Source organism: Brevibacterium sp. HMSC07C04, from assembly GCF_001815905.1.
GTDB lineage: Bacteria > Actinomycetota > Actinomycetes > Actinomycetales > Brevibacteriaceae > Brevibacterium.
This window is the reverse complement of record NZ_KV823255.1, coordinates 27,283-47,462: the sequence shown is the minus strand read 5'-3', so window position 1 is coordinate 47,462 and position 20,180 is coordinate 27,283. Positions and strand designations below refer to the sequence as shown.

6 protein-coding genes are annotated in these 20,180 nt (G+C 64.0%); all 6 read left to right on the top strand.

Translation table 11 applies throughout. From position 1 onward, the window contains the following. Positions 1 to 9 precede the first annotated feature (9 nt). The 6 genes from HMPREF3162_RS05180 to HMPREF3162_RS05155 are packed head-to-tail and all read left to right on the top strand — an operon-like array spanning position 10 to position 19,849. A complete protein-coding gene (locus tag HMPREF3162_RS05180; RefSeq protein ID WP_070777125.1) occupies positions 10 to 10,032 on the top strand; it encodes a non-ribosomal peptide synthetase in 10,023 nt (3,340 codons plus the stop codon). Then, positions 10,029 to 15,515, top strand: a complete 5,487-nt coding sequence (locus HMPREF3162_RS05175; protein ID WP_070777124.1) for a non-ribosomal peptide synthetase — start codon at positions 10,029 to 10,031, stop codon at positions 15,513 to 15,515. Before HMPREF3162_RS05180 ends, HMPREF3162_RS05175 begins: the two co-directional genes overlap by 4 nt. Next, positions 15,512 to 16,621, top strand: a complete 1,110-nt coding sequence (locus HMPREF3162_RS05170; protein WP_070574232.1) for an NAD-dependent epimerase/dehydratase family protein — start codon at positions 15,512 to 15,514, stop codon at positions 16,619 to 16,621. Before HMPREF3162_RS05175 ends, HMPREF3162_RS05170 begins: the two co-directional genes overlap by 4 nt. Positions 16,622 to 16,680: 59 nt before the next feature. Further along, positions 16,681 to 17,430: a thioesterase II family protein gene (locus tag HMPREF3162_RS05165; RefSeq protein ID WP_256278280.1), complete on the top strand. Its 750-nt coding sequence runs from the start codon at positions 16,681 to 16,683 to the stop codon at positions 17,428 to 17,430. 40 nt (positions 17,431 to 17,470) lie between these two features. Further along, positions 17,471 to 19,105, top strand: a complete 1,635-nt coding sequence (locus HMPREF3162_RS05160; RefSeq protein ID WP_070574228.1) for a (2,3-dihydroxybenzoyl)adenylate synthase — start codon at positions 17,471 to 17,473, stop codon at positions 19,103 to 19,105. A 45-nt stretch (positions 19,106 to 19,150) separates the two neighbouring features. After that, positions 19,151 to 19,849, top strand: coding sequence for a 4'-phosphopantetheinyl transferase family protein (locus HMPREF3162_RS05155; RefSeq protein ID WP_070574226.1), 699 nt, complete (start codon positions 19,151 to 19,153; stop codon positions 19,847 to 19,849). Positions 19,850 to 20,180: the final 331 nt, after the last annotated feature.

Sequence of the window (20,180 nt, the reverse complement as noted above, 5' to 3'; positions counted from 1 at the left end):
AGGAGATCCATGTCGTCCAACGTTGATCGAGCTGTCCCCTTAGGGTCATCGTCCGACGCCGACGCGCGTCCGTCGGACATCATCGCGGAATTGATTGCCGCGCGGCTCGGCTGCGATGTCAGAGCCCTCAGCGATGACGCCGAGCCGTTGAAGCTCGGCCTCGACTCGCTCGGGATGATGTCCGTCATCAACCAAGCCCGCCGACTCGGAATATCGGCCACCTTCGAACAGCTCGCGGAACGCCCAACTTTCGGCGCCTGGCGGCGACTGCTCGATGCCCCGCGCACCGAGCCCGAGGCTGTGGACCCGGCCCCACCAGTGAGTCCTGGCGAGCCGTTCGACCTCGCGCTCATGCAGCATGCATATTGGGCCGGACGAGACGCGGACATGGAGTTCGGAGGTGTGGCAACACATCTGTACAACGAGTTCGATGCCCCCGGCATCGACACGGGCCAACTCGACAGAGCCGTGCGGCTGATCTTAGAACGCCATGGGATGCTCCGAGTCGCGATCGGCGACGACGGGCGGCAGCGTATTCTCCCGCAGCCGGCGTGGCCGGGCCTCACCATTCATGATCTACGTGACCTCGATGACGCGGAGCAGGCCGCCGCGTTAGAACGTGTTCGTCACGAGGCCTCACATCGACAACTCGATATCGCCTCCGGACAAGTATTCGATGTCGCGGTGTCGCTGATGAGTGAGACCAGAACGCGATTGCACATCAATCTCGACATGATTGCCGCCGATGCAGCCAGCTTCAGGGTCCTCATGGCCGATCTCGCTACCTACTATCGCGACCCGGACTCCGTGCTGCCGAGCCTGACGTACAGCTTCCCTCAGTATCTTGCTGACCGCCGTCAGGCGGAACAGTCCGAGACTCACACACGGGAGTATGCCGAAGCTCGCGACTGGTGGCAGGCACGGTTGCGCACACTGCCTGGTGCTCCTGACCTGCCGCGCCTGAGGCAGGCACCCGGGCGGACGTCGACGCGCGTGCAGCGGTTGCACCACTGGTTGAATCCAGCGGAGCGCCAACGACTGGAACACGCCGCGCGAAAGCACGGCGTGACGCCGGCAATGGCATTGGCGACTGCCTTTGCCGAGGCCATCGGCGGGTGGGCCACCGATCCGCAGTTCCTGCTCAACCTGCCACTTTTCGACCGCGCAGAGTTACACGCCCAGGTGCCACAGTTGGTCGGAGATTTCAGCAGCTCAGTGCTGTTGGCCGCGGACGTCACGGACCGTATGCCGTTTGCCGAAAGAGCTGTTCGTCTACAACAGGAGTTGCGAGCGGCGATCGATCACCGCGCCTATCCCGGCATCGAAGTGCTGCGCGATCTGTCCCGCCTCGCCGGAGGAGAACGAGTCTTGGCGCCCGTCGTGTACACGAGTGCGCTCAACCTGGGAGAACTGTTCGCACCGAACGTGCGGGAGGTCTTCGGTGATCCGGTCTGGCTCGTTTCACAGGGGCCGCAGGTATGGCTCGACGCGCAGGCCACGGAACTCGATGGTGGCTACCTGGTGAACTGGGACGTCCGTGAGGGCTTCTTCGCCCCCGGTGTGGCTGAGTCGATGTTCGGTGCGTACCGGGATGTGCTGTCCCAGCTCGTCGCAGACGACGCCGCCTGGCAACGCCCCATTGACGACCTACGGCCCCCTGCGCAGGCAGCCCGGCATTCCGCTGTCAACGACACCGGCGCACCGCAACGGGCCAACATCCTGCACGAGCCCTTCTTCCGGGTGGCCGCCGAGTGTCCTGAGGCGACTGCGCTTGCATGGGAAACCGCCGAGGGGCCAGCCTCCCTCAGCTATGGCGGTCTGTGTGAGCAGGCCCTGCGTGTGGCCGGTGCTTTGGACGCCTCCGGGATCAGAGCCGGCGACCTGGTCGCAGTGAACCTGCCGAAGGGTCCCGCACAAGTGGCAGCCGTTCTCGGTGTGCTCGCCGCCGGCGGCGCCTATGTACCGATCGGCGTCGATGAGCCGCCTGCCCGACAGACGGCGATATACCGCGCCACTCCGATGGTAGCCGTCATCACCGACGCCAACGCCCATCTTCCAGAGGATCTGCCCGGTAGCCCGGCCATCGTACGAATCGCTGATGCTCTGGAAGCCACCCCGCTGTCGGCAGCCCGTCGTTCTGATCCCGATGGGCCAGCCTATGTGCTGTTCACCTCCGGTTCTACAGGCACTCCGAAGGGAGTGGAGATCACCCATCGTGGGGCAAGCAACACCATCGAGGATCTCAATGACCGCTATGGGGTCGGCCCCACCGATGCTGTGCTTGCCGTGTCCGCGTTGAAATTCGACCTGTCTGTCGTCGACATCTTCGGATTGCTCAGCGTCCGTGGAACCGTCGTCCTCCCAGATGAGGCCCGCCGCGCCGACCCTGATGCGTGGATGCAGCTGATGACCGACACGCCGATCACCGTCTGGAACACCGTGCCCGTGCTCCTCGATATGCTGCTCACGGTCGCCGAGTCGTCCCCGCCCGCCGCCCGACTGGTCGCCCGCTTGCGGCTGGTGATGTTGGGTGGTGACTGGGTGGCGTTGGATCTTCCCCGCCGACTGGCGCGTTTGGCCCCCGGCTGTCGGTGCGTTGTGCTCGGAGGCGCGACCGAAGCATCGATCCAGTCGGTACTCTTCGACGTCAACGACATCGATCCTTTGTGGCGGTCGATTCCATATGGGCATCCGATGCGCAATCAGAAAGTGCGGGTCGTCGATGGACAGGAGCGTGATCGCCCAGACTGGGCCGCGGGCGAGCTCTGGATCGGCGGGGCGGGTGTCCACGGCCGCTACCGCGACAACGACGAGCTGACTGCGCAGAAGTTCGTTGAGCGGGACGGGCACCGCTGGTATCGGACCGGTGACCTCGTGCGCTGGCGAGACAGCGGCGAGTTGGAGATTCTCGGGCGTACAGACTTCCAAGTCAAGATCGCCGGTAATCGCATTGACCTCGGCGAGGTCGAATCCGCGGTTGAGCAGTATCCCGGCGTTCGGCGGGCAGTCGCGACCGTCATCGACGCGGAGAAGAGACCGCGGATCCGCGTGCTTGCCGTCGTCGATGACCCTGAAAACCATGCGCCGGACCTTGACGCGGCCATTCGCGAACGGGCCAGGAGGTATCTCCCTGAGGCGATGGTGCCGGAACTCATCGTGAGCGTGACCAGCCTGCCATTGAACAGCAACGGCAAAGTGGACCGTCAGCGGGTGGCCGCTCTCCTGCAGGAGGCCGCTCTTTCAGCGGACGTCGACGGCGAACCACCGCAGGGGCCGGTGGAGGAGGCAATCGCACAGGTGTGGTCCGAGCTGTTGGGTATCACTGTGTCGGGACGAGATGATGACTTCTTCCGACTCGGCGGTGACAGCCTCACCGCGACCCGTTCTGTGGCCCGACTGCGCACCTGCACGTTGCCGGGAGGCGTAGCGATCGCTGAATGCACCATATCCGGCCTGATGCGGGGCCGCACGGTGAGAGGGTTCGCATCTACTCTTCGCACGACGCAGGCCGGGCCGCGCTCTGAGAACGCGGTACTTCGCGCCCACCCTGAGGCCCGCTTCGAGCGCTTCGCGTTGACACCCGTGCAACATGCCTACCTCGTCGGGCGTGACGAGACGCTCGTCCTGGGCGGAATCGGCGCGAACTTCTATCTCGAGCTCGATGGTGACCGTCTCGATCATGAGCGCTGGGAGAACGCGTGGCGGCGCCTGGCAGAGCGCCACGACATGCTGCGAGTCACGGTTCGGGACGGACGCCAGCAAGTGGTCGAACAGATGACCGTGACCGAGCTTCCCCGACTGACCGCACCCACTCTTGAAGCCGCACGAACGCTGCTGGAACCCTTGCGGCGGCGGTCGTTCGATCTGGCCAGTGAGCCGCCCTATGCTGCCATGGCCGTCGAGTACGGACCGTCTGCACGTGTCAGGGTCGGGATCGTCGTGGATCCGATCGTGTTCGATGGGCGCAGTGTGAAGACACTTCTGTCTGAACTGGCACATCTGTACGACGATCCTGACTTCGACCTGCCGCCGTTGGGTCTCACCTTCCGTGACTATCTCACCGGAGTCGCCGTCGATCCGGATGACAAGGCCCGCGCTGAGGCGTACTGGGACCGTGTGGGTCCCGAATTGCCGCCAGCTCCTCTACTGCCGCTGGCCTCGGCCCCTGCGGCCCTCGGGCGGCCCCGCTTTGCGCGCGTCGCCCACCGGGTGCCCCGTGCACGTTATCGGCTCCTGCGGGAACGAGCGGCCTTGGTCGGGCTCACACCTTCAGCGCTCCTCCTGACGTGCTACGCACAGACGCTGTCGCGGTGGAGCGCCCGCCCGGAGCTGACGCTGAACCTCACCTTGTTCGACCGCCAGCCCGTGCACGACGATGTCGATTCCGTCATCGGCGACTTCAGTTCGCTGCTGCTGCTCGCACATCGTCCTGATGGGCAGGACGATCTCGTGAACCTCGCGCGTCAGGTGCAGGATGAACTCGCCCGGGCACTTGAGCATCGCAGTGTCTCGGCAGTGGAAGTGCAACAGCGGATCGCGCTGACTGAGGGGATCACCCAGGCCATCTTTCCGGTCGTGTTCACCAGCACCCTCGGCATTGGCGGCGGGCTCCTCGACGATGCGCCAGGCGGGTTCCCAGCGTACGCCGACGGCGCATCACAGACCTCGCAGGTGTGGCTCGATCATCAGGTAGTTGAGCAGGCTGGGGACTTGCTACTCAGCTGGGACTCGGTAGAAGGACTCTTTCCGGAGGGACTCGTCTCGGCGATGTTCGAGGCCTACCTCGGTCTCGTGGACGCGTTCATCGACTCCGCAGACGTTGACGCGATCCCCGCAGACGTCGCACTGCCAGCGGCGCAACAGGACAGCCGTGCTCGCGTCAATGCCGTGCCCAGCCTCGCGCCACAGGCGAATGCCTTGCATGTCGAGTTCTTCGCCAGGGCAGCCAAGCAACCAGCGGCTGTCGCGTTGCGCTGGGGACTGCCTGGCGCATCCGAGTCGGGATCTCTCACCTACGGTCAGCTCGCCGAGCGGGCGCTTCGCCTGGCCCGGCATCTTCAGCAGAACGGAGTGAGACGCGGCGACGCCGTTGCCGTGAGCATGCCGAAGGGCCCAGACCAGGTCATCGCGGTGCTCGGAACGCTCGCCACCGGCGCCAGCTACATACCGATCGGAGTCGATCAGCCCACCGCCAGGATCGAGCGCATCACGCGAACCGTGCAGCCTCGGTTGGTCCTCAACAGCCTGCCCGACCTGAACGACCTCGACCCGCTCCCCGAACCTGCCCCGACAGAGGCTTCGGAGACGGCATACACGATCTTCACCTCGGGCTCCACCGGCGAACCCAAAGGCGTGCAGATGAGCCATCGAGCCGCCTGGAACACGATCGCCGACATCAACGCGCGGTTCGGGATCACAAAGGCTGATCGAGTTCTGTCGATCTCTGCGCTCGAATTCGATCTGTCGGTGTATGACATCTTCGGGCTTCTCGCCGCTGGCGGGGAGGTGATCTGCGCGCTGGAGCACCAGCGGCGTGACCCTGACGAATGGCACGACCTCGTCCGTCACCACGGCGTGACCGTCTGGAACACCGTGCCCCAGCTGCTCGACATGTACGTCACCGCAGCGGCATGGCACCCAGACACCAGCTCAAGTCTGCGGATCGCTTTCGTGTCCGGGGATTGGGTGCCACTCGACCTGGCCGATCGCCTCGCACACTCTGCCCCAAGCGCACGGCTGATCGCGATGGGCGGCGCGACCGAAGCAGGTATCTGGTCGAACTTCTACCCGGTCGCCGACGGCATCGCCGGATGGGCGAGCGTGCCCTACGGAACTCCGCTCGGCGGGCAAACGTTCCGGGTGGTCGATGGTGTTGGACGGGACTGTCCGGACTGGGTGCCCGGCGAACTGTGGATCGGAGGCGACAGCCTTGCCGACGGGTACTTCGGGGATCCGCAGCGAACACGAGAACGCTTCCCTGTCGTGGGAGGCCACCGCTGGTACCGGACCGGTGACCTCGGCCGGTACCGGCCGGCGGGATTGCTCGAGTTCCTCGGACGTGACGACGGCCAGGTCAAGGTGCGCGGGCATCGTATCGAACTCGGCGAGATCGAGGCGGCCTTGCGGGACCACCCCGATGTTGTCAGCGCCGCCGCCGTGGTGCTGCGGGGCACAGCTGACCGGATTGCCGCCGCGGTTGTTGCCCCCTCGGCCGATGACGAGCGAGACGCGGATGGCGGCCTCGACCTGGACGCGATCGCTCGGCATGCTGCGGGTCTCCTCGCGCCCACCATGCGCCCAGACGTTGTCGTCGAGCTTCCGGCCATCCCGCTGACTGGCAATGGCAAACTCGACCGAGAAGCAGTTGCCACCAAGATCTTTGCGATCACGAACGCGGAACCCGAGACACCGGCATCGCCCGAGTCAAGCAGTCGGTCCGACGAGCGTGTGGACAAGGTGGCCGCGGTATGGGCGGAGGTTCTCAGCCTGCCGACCTTGCCCGCACCATCTGACAGTTTCTTCGCCCTGGGTGGCGACAGCCTCGCCGCTACCCGGGTCGTGGCTCGGCTACGAGACGCGCCGAGCACGGGCAGGGCACTCGGCGGTGTCGGAGTCGGAGCGCTCTTCGAGCATCCGGTGCTCGCCGACTTCGCCGAGCGCCTACGCCCGGCCGTCTCAGATGCTCTCCCGTTGCAGCTGGCACCGGGTCTGGCCCAGCGGCACGAACCTTTCCCGCTCACCGACGTGCAGCTGGCCTATCTGCGGGGCCGTGCTCCGGGGATGCCGCTGGGCAACATCGGCACGACCTACTATCTGGAACTGAGCGCCGAGAGCGTGGACATCGACCGCTGGCAGCAGGCCTGGCGTCGCATGATCGACCGACACGACATGCTTCGGGTGATCGTCGAGGGTGAACAGCAGCGCATCCTCCCACCAGAGGATCTACCGGCTCCACCGGTGACCATCGGCCACGCCGACGATGAGCAGTCGGCCTCGGCCAGGCTCCACGAGCTGCTTGCACGTTCCTCGTTCGATCTGTCGACGTGGCCGACGTTCGCGACCGCGCTCATCCGTCATCCCGACGGAGTGCGTGTGGGAATCGCGGTCGACTATCTGCTGCTGGACGGGTTCAGCGTCCAACTTCTCCTCACAGAACTCGCCGCGTGCTACCTCGACCCGGAGACGTCGCTTCCCGAGCTTGACGTGTCTTTCCGTGACTACGTCCTCGCAGCGGGCACTTCCCCGGCAGACCGAGAAGCATCCGTCTCGTACTGGACGGACCGGCTGGAGAGCCTGCCACAGGCCCCGCACCTACCGGTTGCCGTCGATCCGGCACAGATCGACACGCCCGTCTTCCAACGGCGTGCCGGACGGTTGGAGGCCGAGCAGTGGACCCAGGTCAAGCAGTGGTGCCGGCAGGCCGGCGTGACGCCATCCTCGGTGCTCTTGGCCTGCTATTCGCATGTGCTCTCTGCGTTCAGCGCGCGGCCCGAGCTTACGCTCAATCTGACCCTGTTCGACCGTTCCCGCGTTCATCCGCACATCGACCGCGTGCTCGGGGATTTCACGAGTCTCACGCTCTTGGAGCATCGCCCGACCGCTGAGGAGAGCCTCGCCGATGCGGCACAACGGCTGCAACGCCAGCTCGCCTCAGACCTCGATCACCGGGGTGTCTCGGCGTTGTGGGTCCAGCGAGAGCTGGCCCGAAGAACCAGCCCGACCGAGGCCGCGATGCCGGTCGTCTTCACCAGCACGCTGGGCCTGTCCGATCACGTTCTCGACCGGCTCCGTCCACCATTTCCCACATTCGTCGGCGGCGCATCCCAGACCCCACAGGTGTGGCTCGACCATCAGGTCATGGAACAATCCGGAGCCTTGCTCTATCACTGGGATGCCGTTGAAGACCTGTTCGCCCCCGGACTCCTGGACGACATGTTCGAAGAGTATCGGCGCCTGTTGGAACAACTTCCGAACGCCGACCTGTCTGCCGTCAGGACCCGCACGGCTGAATCCGCTCCCGGCCTCACGACCCCAGAGGAAGTCGCGGCCATCGACGCGTCCCCGAACGGGGATGCTGCCCTCTCACAAGACCAGGTCGGCGCGATATGGGCTGACGTGCTCGCTGTCGCTGAGGTCAACGCTCACGACAGCTTCTTTGCCCTCGGGGGCGACTCCCTCCTGGCCACCAGGTTGATCGGACGCCTGCTCGATGCCGGGGCGACAGGAGTGCAGGTCGCCGATATCTTCACCCGCCCCGTGCTCGAGGACTTCTACATCGGCCTCGCTACGCGGACCCCACGTCAGGATCGACGGCGGCGAGTCGTGCCGAACCCGGCGGAGATGACCGAGCCGTTCGAGGCCACCGACGTGCAACGCGCGTACTGGGTCGGCCGTCATAGCGACCTCGCCCTGGGCGGAGTCGGTGCCTACTACTACAGCGAGTTCGACGGCGCCGAGGTGGACATCAGCCGCCTCGAGCAGGCGTGGAACACTCTCGTGCGCCGCCATGCCGAGTTGCGTAGCGTGTTCACGCCCGACGGCCGACAACAGTTTCTGCCATCTGACCAGACGGTTCTGCATGTGCCACACACGCAACTGGACGCCACCACTACACCCGAGGCCGTGAACCAGGAACTGGACACACTGCGCGATCGCCTCTCGCATCGCGTGCTCGACCCCGGCAGGTGGCCGCTGTTCACGGTCGAAGCGGTCACCTACCATCAGCTCGGTCAGCAGCGCACACGGGTCGGCATAGGACTGGACAACATCATCCTCGACGGCCTGTCGATGATGATCGTCTTCTCCGAGCTCGAAGAACTCTACCGCGATCCCGGTGCCTCACTGCCCGAGAGGGAACTGACGTTCCGCGACTACCGCGTTCAGGTTGAACCATCGGACACACAACTGCGCGCCGATCGAGAGTACTGGCAGGAACGTCTGGACAGCATCCCGCCAGGACCGCAGTTGCCAACACTGGTCGACCCCGACACAGTGACGCAACCCCGTTTCCGGCGCTGGCAGCGCCGGATCCCCGCGGAGACCTGGAAGTCGGCCCTGCAGAACGCCCGCCAGTTGGGGCTCACCCCAGCGGTGGTCCTGTTGTCCAGCTACGCGGAAGTGCTCGGCCGATGGAGCACCAGTTCAGAGTTCAGCGTGAACGTGACGCTGTTCGACCGGCAGGAAGTTCACCCGCACATCGATCGCATCCTCGGTGACTTCACCTCGCTGCTCCTCGTCGAGATCAGAACCAGCCCGGATGACACGCGCGGCGTACGGGCTATTCGCCTCCGCGATCAGCTGGCCTCCGACCTAGAGCATCGCTCGGTCTCAGCAATCTGGGTGCAGCGCGAAATGGCCCGCCGACGCGGTGCCGTGGCCGGTGCCCCAGTGGTCTTCACCAGTGGTCTCGGGCTGGGTACGGCGATGTCCCTCGATCCGGGGCCTGGCTTTCCTGACCGGATCTGGGGCATCTCGCAAACCCCGCAAATCTGGCTCGACCATCAGGTTTCGCAGACTCCCGACGGAGAGCTGGTTATCCAGTGGGATGCCGTAGAAGGGTTGATTGCGGCCGAAACCATCGAGTCCATGTTCGACGAATATGCCCGGCTCGTCTCAGCGATCGCCGATCCGGGTTGGGCCGACTCCCGTCCAGGCCTACCGGCAGCATCCGCGTCCCACCTCGCCCAACCAGCATCGTCTCCACAGGGGCCCGTCTCGATACGAGGCGAGAGTTCCCCAGTCGCCGAGGCCGGCAAGCCCCGCCCCGGCGTCGAGTCGGCTGTTGCCCGGATCTGGGAGGAGCTCCTCGGGTCGACCGGGATCGATCGTGTTGCTGACTTCTTCGGTCTGGGCGGCGATTCTCTCGTCGCTACCCGCATGGTTGCCCGAGTGCGCGCTGAGGTGGGGATCGAACTGAGCCTTCGCGAATTCTTCGCTGACCCAACGATCGCCGCGGTGGCTGCGACCGGGATGGGACCACATGGTGGGCAGATGCAGGCCGGGACTGAGGATTTCGAGGAAGGAGAGCTGTGAACGCCAACGCACTGATTACCGAACTTGAACATGCCGGGGTGCATCTCTGGCTTGACGGCGACAAGCTCCGGTTCCGCGGGCCCCGCGGTGTCATGAGCCAGGAACGACGCGAGCAAGTTTCCGCACGACGTGACGAGATCATTCAGCTGTTGCGCCAGCAGGCATTGCCCGAGGCCATCCCCGAGCCGGACGCCTGTCATGCGCCCTTCCCCTTGACCGACGTGCAGGCCGCATATCTGCTCGGGCGGGTGCGTGGGAACAGGCTCGGTGGGGTGGGGGGCCACAGCTACATGGAGATCTCTTTCCGCTCCCTGGACGTGGACCGCCTCGAACGCGCATGGCAGGCAGTCATCGATCGGCACCCGATGCTGCGTGCAGTCATCTTGCAGCGTGGCGAACAGCGTGTGCTGCCAGAGGTACCGCGCTACAGAATTGCGGTCACGGACCTACGTGGCGCTGATCGGGAAGCGCGCCAGTCGCATCTGACGCGAACGCGCGCCGAAATCGATCACACCGTGTACGTCACGCATGAATGGCCCCTATTCACACTCCGGATCACAAGGCTGCCGGATCAAGACATCCTGCATCTGTCGATCGACATGCTCATCGCCGACTTCGTCAGCATCCAACTGCTCCTGGCTGATCTCGACCGAAGCTATTCCGGGGTCGACACCGATGAGCCGAGAATCACGTTCCGCGACTATGTGTTGGCTCATCGCCAACTGCCTCAGCATCCAGAGTGGAGGCGCGACCGCAGTTACTGGCTCAACCGCATCGATACCCTCCCCTCGGCCCCGGAATTGCCCGCGGCTGGAGATGGCGCACCCGTCGCCGGCCCCGCCCCGGTCGAGGACTCCCAGCCTCGCTTCACCCGTCGAACGCTGCGGTTGTCACCGCAGTCATGGGCTGCACTGCGAGAAGCCGGCCGCAACCACGGGCTCACTCCCTCGGGAACACTGCTGTCCGCCTACGCCGAAGTGATCGGGCGCTGGTCACGACACGACCGGTTCTCCCTCAATGTCACCTTGCAGGGGCGCCTGCCCCTACATCCTGATATCGATGCTGTCGTAGGCGATTTCACCTCTGTGATCCCCTTGGCCGTGGATCATTCGGCTGCGACCTACGTCGAGCGGGCCATGGCCGTGCAGAATCAGCTCGCCGACGACCTCGACCATCGAATGTTCTCGGGCATCGAGGTCCTGCGTGAACTCGGTCGCCGTCACGGGTCCGAGACCGCGCTCATGCCCGTCGTGTTCACCAGCGCACTCGGGCTCACCCGCACAACCGAGTCAGACACAGGTCGCACCGAGGGCACTGCAGACGGTCTCATGACGGAAGCGACCTCCCGCTACGGCATCAGCCAGACTCCACAGGTTCACTTGGACTGCCAGGTGCTCGAGGACCGCGGTGGCCTCGTCGTCAATTGGGATGTCCGCGACGGCGTCTATCCAGCGGGCGTCATCGAGGACATGTTCGCCGGGTTTGAGTCGCTTCTCCACGTCCTCGCCGGCCGGCCCGCGTCCACCGAGGCACCCAGTGAACGGAACCCCGCTTCACTCCAAACATGGGAACTGCATTGCCCCATACCGGTGCCGGAATCCCAGCTACGCACCCGGGAAAACCTCAACCGCGTCACCACACCCGCAGCTCCCGGACCGGACGCCGGGCTCGTACATAGTCCACTCCTCGCCGCCGCGCACCGCACCCCGGACGCACCGGCGATCATTGCGCCGGATACAACCCTGACGTACCAGGAACTCGTCAGCGCCGCCGCCCAACTGGCAACCCTTATCCCAGACCACGACTCGCCGGTTCCAGTAGCAGTGGCGCTCGACAAGGGCGCCGCACAGATCGCGGCCGTGATCGCCGTACTGCTGGCCGGACGACCCTACCTGCCTCTCGATCCACGACAGCCGGCTACACGGCAGACGAGCATTCTCGACGATGCCGGCGTCGACGTGCTGCTCACGGACGGCGCCGGCCCTCACACATGGCCCGATGCCCTCACTGTGGTCCCCATCGACCACATCCCTGCCCCGGACATGGCCGCCTCGGTCCCGGCACGCAACACCGGCCCGGACGAGCTCGCGTATGTGATCTACACATCAGGGTCAACGGGCCGTCCGAAAGGCGTCGCGGTGTCCCATCGCGCAGTTCGGGCCACGCTCGACGACATAGTCGACCGATTCCAGCTACACCATCAAGACCGGGTGCTCGGCCTCTCCGGATTGAGCTTCGACCTGTCCGTGTTCGATATCTTCGGCACCTTTGCAGCAGGGGCCGCGGTCGTGTTGCCGGAGCCGCACCGGCGCGGCGACCCCGCCCGCTGGGCCCAGCTCATCGATGACCACGCTGTGTCGGTGGTCAATAGTGTTCCGGCTCAGCCTCAGATGCTCGTCCAGTACCTGCGCTCGCAGCCAGAAAGCGGGCGTGCGCGTCTCGAATCGGTGCGCTTGATCATGATGAGCGGAGACTGGATACCCACTTCCTTGCCCGGCGAGCTCTCCGAGGTGTTGCCACAGGCACATCAGGTGAGCCTGGGCGGGGCAACCGAGGCATCCATCTGGTCGATATTCCATCCCATAGCCGAGGTTCCGCCGCACTGGCGCAGTATTCCGTACGGAGTGCCGCTGCTGGCCCACAGCTTCGCCGTCCGTGACGAACACGGCCATGATCAGCCCGATTGGGTACCCGGTGAGTTGTGGATCGGCGGGGACGCCCTTGCCACCGGCTATTTCCGTGACCCCGACCTGACCGCTGCCCGGTTTGTCACCGATCCGCTGTCCGGGACTCGCATGTACCGCACCGGCGATATCGGACGGTATCTACCCGGCGGGATCATCGAGTTCCTCGGCCGCGAAGATCAACAGGTCAAGATTCGAGGACACCGGATCGAACTGGCCGAAGTGGAGACGGCGATGCAAGCCTTCCCACCGGTCACTGCCGCTGCGGTCATCGTCGACGGCGACCGCTCACTGGAACGTCGGCTGGTCGGATTCTACACTCGCGACCACCTGCGCGAAATTGCTGTACCCGATCAACAGCTCGGAGCCGACGCGAAGAACGCCGCTGCTGGCATCCTGACCGGAACCGACCCGGATCGGCTGGCAGAGTTCGCGGACCAGATGGACCGGGCAGCTCGACTGTCCATGGCCTGCGCCCTTCGTGAACTCGGCCTGTTCTCCGATCCGGTGGCCGCGTACAGCACGGAAGGGCTGCTCACGCAGTCCGGAGCTACCCCTGCCAACCGACGGGTGGTGAGGCGTTGGCTACGGGCACTCGCTGCCGATGGCCTCGTCACCCGCACGCCCGAGGGCGACTGGACCAAATTGACCCCTGTGACAGGCCAGGATGTCCAGGATGCGTGGGACTCAGTGGAGCAGGCGCATCAAGGCTTGGACGATGGTGCCGAGCTCATCACGTTCTTGCGTTCGTGTGCACAGAGGCTAGCCGATCTGGTGCGCGGCGAGGACTCTGCCCTCTCTCTGCTGTTCCCGCACGGCGACATAGGAACGGCCGAGGCGGCGTACAAGGACAACATCATCAGCAGATACGTCAATCAGGCCGTAACCGCCGTGATGAGAACACTTGCCGACCAGCACACGGGAACTCTGCGTGTACTCGAAGTCGGTGCTGGCGTCGGAGGGACGACCGCTGACGTCGTCACGGCACTCGCCGGCACACGAATCGACTACTTGTTCACTGATCTGTCGCGGTTCTTCCTCACCGACGCGCAGCGGCAGTTCTCCAACATTCCGGGAATGCGATACGGGCTTTTCGACATCAATGCCGACCTCGCCGGACAGGATGTCGAACCGGGCGGATACGACGTGATCCTGTGCGCGAACGTCCTGCACAACGCCACGTCGGCCGATGTGGTCATCGACCGGCTTCGTGCACTCCTCGCTCCTGGAGGGCGACTCGTGTTCATCGAAACCGTGCGTGAGAACACATCGGTGATGATGTCGATGGAGTTCTTGATGACCTTTGATGACACCACGCGCCCGGACTTCGCCGATGCGCGACACGGGCAGGATCGCATCTTCCTGACTCGCGATGAATGGCTAGATGTTCTGCGCCGGGCAGGCGGGGCCATTGAGGTCTGCCTCCCCGATGATCGGGTCATGGAAGAGTTCGGGCAGGCCGCATTCTGCGTGCGGTTCGGCTCCGACGTCGACGGCATCCAGGATCATGGCCTCGCCGAGTGGCTCTCCGAACGGTTGCCCGAACCGATGGTGCCCTCACGCTTGATCCCGGTAGATGCACTTCCACTCACGGTGAACGGGAAGGTCGATCGAACTGCTCTCGCTGCACGTGTGCCACGCTCGCAGCCTGCCGCCATAGGAGCCAGCGTTGCACCGCGTGACGACCTCGAGCGGCGTCTGGCCACCATCTGGGCGGAGTTGCTGGGGCTCGAGACCGTGGGCCGAAATGACGACTTCTTCGCCCTCGGCGGTGACTCGCTGCTGATCGCCCGGCTCGCCGAACAGTTGCGGACCTCGGTCCCGGAGGCCTCAGGCATCACGTGGGAGGCACTGATCCCGGAGCTGATGTCACGGCCGACGATCATGGACCTCGCCGCTCAGCTGCGCCGTGCTGATTCCCCCCAGACCCTGCGTGTATTGCATGGCGCATCCGCCACGTCGGATCGTCGACGGGTGCTGGTCCATGACGGAAGCGCGACCCTGCTGCCGTACCGGTCCCTGATCGCTTCACTCGATTCCGATGCTCCACTACTCGGCCTGGCCCCGCCACGGCTCGATGACTACCTCGCGCGTTCAACCGAGACGCTCGTGACCGGGCTCGCGCGCGAATACGCAGAACTACTGGCGGGAGGTCCTCCGGTCGAACTCATCGGCTATTGCATGGGTGGCATGACCGCACTGGAACTGGCGCGCGAGCTCCGCCATCGCGGGACACATGTCCAACGCCTCACCGTGATCGACAGTCACCGTGTTCCCTACTTGGTCGAAGAACCCGGGCTGGTCGAGTACGGGTATGCCCGTCTACGCGGCGTTGACCCGACCTCCGTGGGCCTGCCCGCCGATCCTGGTGCTGTCGGCCACGAAGTACGGGCGGCGCTCGACCGGCATGGACTCGTGCCCAAGGGCAGCCTCGACACAGTGCTCGGATCTTATCTCGCCGCTGCCCGCGCTGAGCGCATCTCGGCACTGGCCGCACAGACCGGAGACACAGCCGAGCAGTTGGAACAAGGACTCACCGTGTTCACCCATAGCATCACCGGTGTCGTTCAATGGCGCCCGGATCCTTACGACGGGCCAGTGGAGTTCCTGAGCCATGCCTCCGACGTGCCTTTCCTCCCTGGTGTCGTGGACGAGCCCACAGCCTTCTGGCGAGAACTGTGCGGCGCGTCATTGACCATCCATGACATCCCCGGCGACCACTTCTCATGCTTGCACGAGCCCCATGTCGACACGGTGGCGGCATGGATCGAGCACCGAGATCAGCAGGGCGAACCATGATCGGCGTCATTGGCACAACTGGGATGGTCGGCGCAGCTGTTGCGGAGCGACTCCACTCAGCCGGTCTCCCGGTCCTGCTCAGCGCCCGTCGGAGGTCAGCAATCAACCATCCAACGCATGCCGACATCGAGGTCGCACACGTAGACATCACCGATTCGGTCTCCCTCGACGCCTTCTGTCGGAGATGTTCGGTCGTTGTCAACTGTGCTGGCCCGTCCTACAGGATCCTCGACACCGTCGCTCGCGCTGCCCTCAGCAATGGAGCTCACTACGTCGATCCCGCAGGCGACGACCCCGTCTACACACGTCTCCAACGGCCCCCCGGCCCACAGAGGGCAGCGGTCGTCTCTGCCGGGCTCTTGCCCGGCGTCAGCGCTATGATTCCGTCCTGGCTCGTCACCCGATTCGACGAGCCCATCCATCGCCTTTCCTGCCTCGCTGGCGGCATCGCACCCTTGTCCGATGCCGCCGCTGCAGACTTCCTCCTCAGCGAGGAAGCGGGAATAGGCCAGCCGCTCGCCGACTGGTCCAATCATCAACGCCGGACCGCGGCTCTACGCCCAACCCGACAAATCAATCTGCCGTTCTTCCCCGGCAGCGTATCGGCATTTCCGTATCTGCCAGCTGAACTCGAGCGAATCTGTCACCGGCACAAGGTGCCGAAGGCACGATGGTTCAACATCTTCCCAGCCGGTCAGGCCGAACAGGTCATCGCCACGCTCGGACCCATACCTGATACCGGCCTCGACGACGCCGTCGCCCAACTGCGAAGCGCCGTCGCACACGACATGCAGGGCCAGGCTCCGTATCACAGAATCGTAATGCAAGCCGCCACCGATGCCGGCGACGTCCGCACCGTCGTCCTCAGCTGCGAAGACGGGTACCAGGTGACCGCGTTCGTCACTTCCACCGTGGCAGCGCTCGTCCACTCCGATCAGATCCCAAATGGCGTCTACAGGGCCGAAGAGATCCTCGACCCATCCGCGATCATCACCTCCCTCCACGGCCTACAGGGTGTCTCGGTGATCGAGATCGGTCCTAGCCTTGAACTCATTGATCCCACCCAGGCCCAGACTTCCACGCATGAGGAGGAAGGAGAGCTTTGACTCGAGCTCACGACACTTGGTTACGTCCGCTGACGAGCCCCCGTACACCTGACCTGACCGTGATCTGCCTACCCCACGCCGGTGGAGCGTCAAGCTATTTCCGACGGTGGATACCTGTCACACCCGAACGGGTCGAACTCCTCGGCGTCCAGTATCCCGGCCGCGAGGACCGGATATCCGAGCCTGTGCCAGGGACCGTGTCAGCACTCGCTGACGAGGTCGCGGCCGCCGTTGCCAGTGAACTTCGAGAGCGCCCTAGACCACAGTGGGCACTCTTCGGGCATAGCCTCGGAGCAGCCATTGCCTTCGAAGTCACCCGACTCTTGGAGAACCAAGACCTCCAGCCTGACCGTCTGATCGTGTCTGCCCGGCACGCACCGCACATCCGGAGGGCAAGCACCCTGCACTTGGCCAGCGATGACCAGCTCGTCGCAGATCTGCGTCGGCTCGGTGGGACCGCTTCGCCAGTCCTGGACGATCCCGAGATCCGCTCGCTGCTACTCCCCACGATCCGGGCCGATTACCAACTCGCGGAGACCTACCAGCCCAGCGCGCTTGAACCGGGCACCGCTCCGAGCGAGGCATGCATTCCCATGATTGAGACGCCGGTTACCGCAATCGTCGGCGATCGTGACTCAGAAGCCAGCCCGGCCGACGGACGACAATGGGCGGCCGTCACCCGTGGCTTGTTCGAGATCCGGGTGCTGCGCGGCGGGCACTTCTATCTCGCCGAGGATCCTCGAACGGCCGTCAGCGAAGTCACCAGTGCGTTAGCACCCGAGCTCACCAACTGGCCGTCCACCCCGTAATTGCGCCTGCAACCCACTGTTCGAGACCAGGAGCCTCCATATGACCCTCACACCACCTATCCGACCATCCGGCCTGACCACGTGGCCGAACGACGCCGCCCTGACCTACCGACGAGCTGGAGCGTGGGCAGACCGACTTCTCACCGAGGAATTCAACGACTGGTGTCTCAGGAGCCCTGATGCGATTGCCGTGATAGCAGGCGTGGAGAAGCTCACATACACGCAACTCGCCGACAGAGTTGCCCGCCGGGCGGCAGGGTGGTCTGGTCAAGGTATCCGTCCGGGTGACCGGGTACTGGTGCAGGTGCCCAATCGTATCGAGTTCCCGATCGTATTGCTGTCACTCATCCGTGTCGGTGCCGTGCCGATCCTCACTATGCCGGCGCATCGACACAGGGAAATCACCGCCCTCGCGAGACGTTCTGGAGCCGTTGCCTACGTGACGGTCGATCGTGAGCGGGGCTTCGACTACCGGGATCTCGCTGCCGAAGTACAGTCAGCAGCTCCTCAACTTCGACAGGTCTTCGTCGACGGAAATCCGGGACCCCACCTATCGTTGGCACGCGTCGACGCGGACCCTGCGAGTGTGCCAAGCGATGAGAGTGCGGACCCGGGCGACATCGCGCTTCTGCTCCTGTCCGGAGGCACTACCGGCGTACCGAAGCTCATTCCGCGCACCCACAACGACTACGCCTTCAACGCCCGCGCTTCCGCCGAGCTCTGTTGCTTCGATTCCCACACCGTCTATCTTGCCGCTCTTCCTACAGCGCACAACTTCGTACTCGCATGTCCCGGAATTCTCGGTACATGGGCGTCCGGTGGCACCGTGGTTCTGGCGCCATCGCCCGCACCAGACGAGTGCTTTACCCTCATCGCGCAGCACCGGGTCACGCATACCGCACTCGTCCCCTCGCTCGTGCAAGTCTGGCTCGACGCCGCCGAATGGGAGCACCCCGATCTGTCCAGCATGGAACTGTTGCAGGCCGGCGGCTCACGGCTGCCCGCCAGCCTTGCCCGTCGAGTTCGAACTGACTGGCAGGTGACTGTGCAACAGGTCTACGGCATGGCCGAAGGACTGCTCAACTTTACCCACCTTGATGACCCCGACGACATCACCGATAACACCCAAGGACGGCCTCTGTCCTCCCTGGATGAAATCCGGATAGTCGACGAAAATGGGAAAGACGTGCCTTCCGGTGAGGACGGCGAACTCTGGGCCCGAGGTCCCTACACCATCCGCGGATACGTCGCCGAGGATGAGATCAACCAACGAGCCTTTTCGAGCGAGGGCTTCTATCGTTCTGGCGACCGTGTTCGACGCTTGAGCGACGGAAACTTGGTCGTCTCGGGTCGAGTCAACGAAACAATCAGCAAGGGCGGGGAGTCTATTGCCACCGATGACATCACCGACATCCTACGAGAACACCCCGCTATCAGCGACTGTGCAGTGGTCGGGATCGCAGGTGACGGTGTGGATCAGCGGATCTGCGCGGTCATTGTCCCCTCAGGCACCCCGCCGACCCTTAAGCAACTGCGGGAATTCTTGCTTGCCGAAGGGATCGCCGCGCACAAGCTCCCTGACGTCGTCGAATGTATGCCCGCACTTCCACTCACGACCATCGGCAAAATTGATGCCAACGCCATCCGCCAGAACCTCGGCCTGAAGAAGGAATAGAACGAGGGCTCAACAATATCCAAATAGAAAATACGCGGATTTCGTATGCATGAGACTCTACACAGTCCTGACAGTTTTCGCGCAATTCTCCCTGTTGCCATCGCTGTCGAAGAGACCGACGAGGATGTGAGCGAATCGGAGCTCTTTATCGAGGAGAAGGCACAGGCGGTAGATGCAGTCCGGTCGCGACGCCGGGAATTCGCAACCGTACGTTTCTGCGCCCGCCAAGCCCTAGGACAGCTCGGATACCCTCCTGTTCCCATCTTGTCCGGCCGGCGGCGCGAACCAATTTGGCCAGATGGGATTGTCGGCAGCATGACGCACTGCGATGGATACAGAGCCGCCGCAGTTGCATCAAAAGCCGACATGGCTGCGGTTGGAATTGACGCCGAGATCAACGAGCCGCTCCCCGTGGAGGTGGCGGATTTGATAATGTCCGAAAACGAGGCACAAGCAATCCGTTACCTCGTATCGTCCGAGCCGTATGTTGCCTGGGACCGCCTCCTTTTCAGCATAAAGGAGAGCATCTTTAAGACCTGGTTTCCGCTGACAGAGTCATGGCTCGATTTCACCCAATGCGAAGTATCAATCGAGGCTAGTACATTCGCAGGACACCTACGTATTCCAGCTCCCGCATTTAACGGCATCGACTTGAGTTGCATACGAGGACGCTGGACAGTCTGCCGTCGACATCTCCTAACGGCGGCTCTTGTGGTGGCAAGCGATGGACTGGAAGAAAGGTGAAGTCTGCCCACGTATTCGCTATGTTCTACACATATGCGATCCACCATCACCCGCGCAAGGATCAACACTCTATTTTAGAACTATCAAACCTCACTGCAGCCGATGAATCGACCGGGCAGTCGACAAAAATCTGAAGGAAAAGAGAGCAAGCTACCACCAGCTCACTCCCGAGGCAGTTACTGAAGGGCCCTCGACAAGATCAGCGACACGGTTCTCGACTCGATGCTCGCACAAGATCACGCGCCGCGCGGGTCGCGGTCGAAAAGCCCGTGACTGAGGGCACAGGGCTCGAGGACACCGCCTGGTTGCCTCGCGCTTGCCGACGCGCACG

What these genes read in the sequence shown, in the direction of transcription:
- HMPREF3162_RS05180 (WP_070777125.1), top strand. Translation starts at nt 10, where the DNA reads ATGTCGTCCAACGTTGATCGAGCTGTCCCCTTAGGGTCATCGTCCGAC.
- HMPREF3162_RS05170 (WP_070574232.1), top strand. Translation starts at nt 15,512, where the DNA reads ATGATCGGCGTCATTGGCACAACTGGGATGGTCGGCGCAGCTGTTGCG.
- HMPREF3162_RS05160 (WP_070574228.1), top strand. Translation starts at nt 17,471, where the DNA reads ATGACCCTCACACCACCTATCCGACCATCCGGCCTGACCACGTGGCCG.
- HMPREF3162_RS05155 (WP_070574226.1), top strand. Translation starts at nt 19,151, where the DNA reads ATGCATGAGACTCTACACAGTCCTGACAGTTTTCGCGCAATTCTCCCT.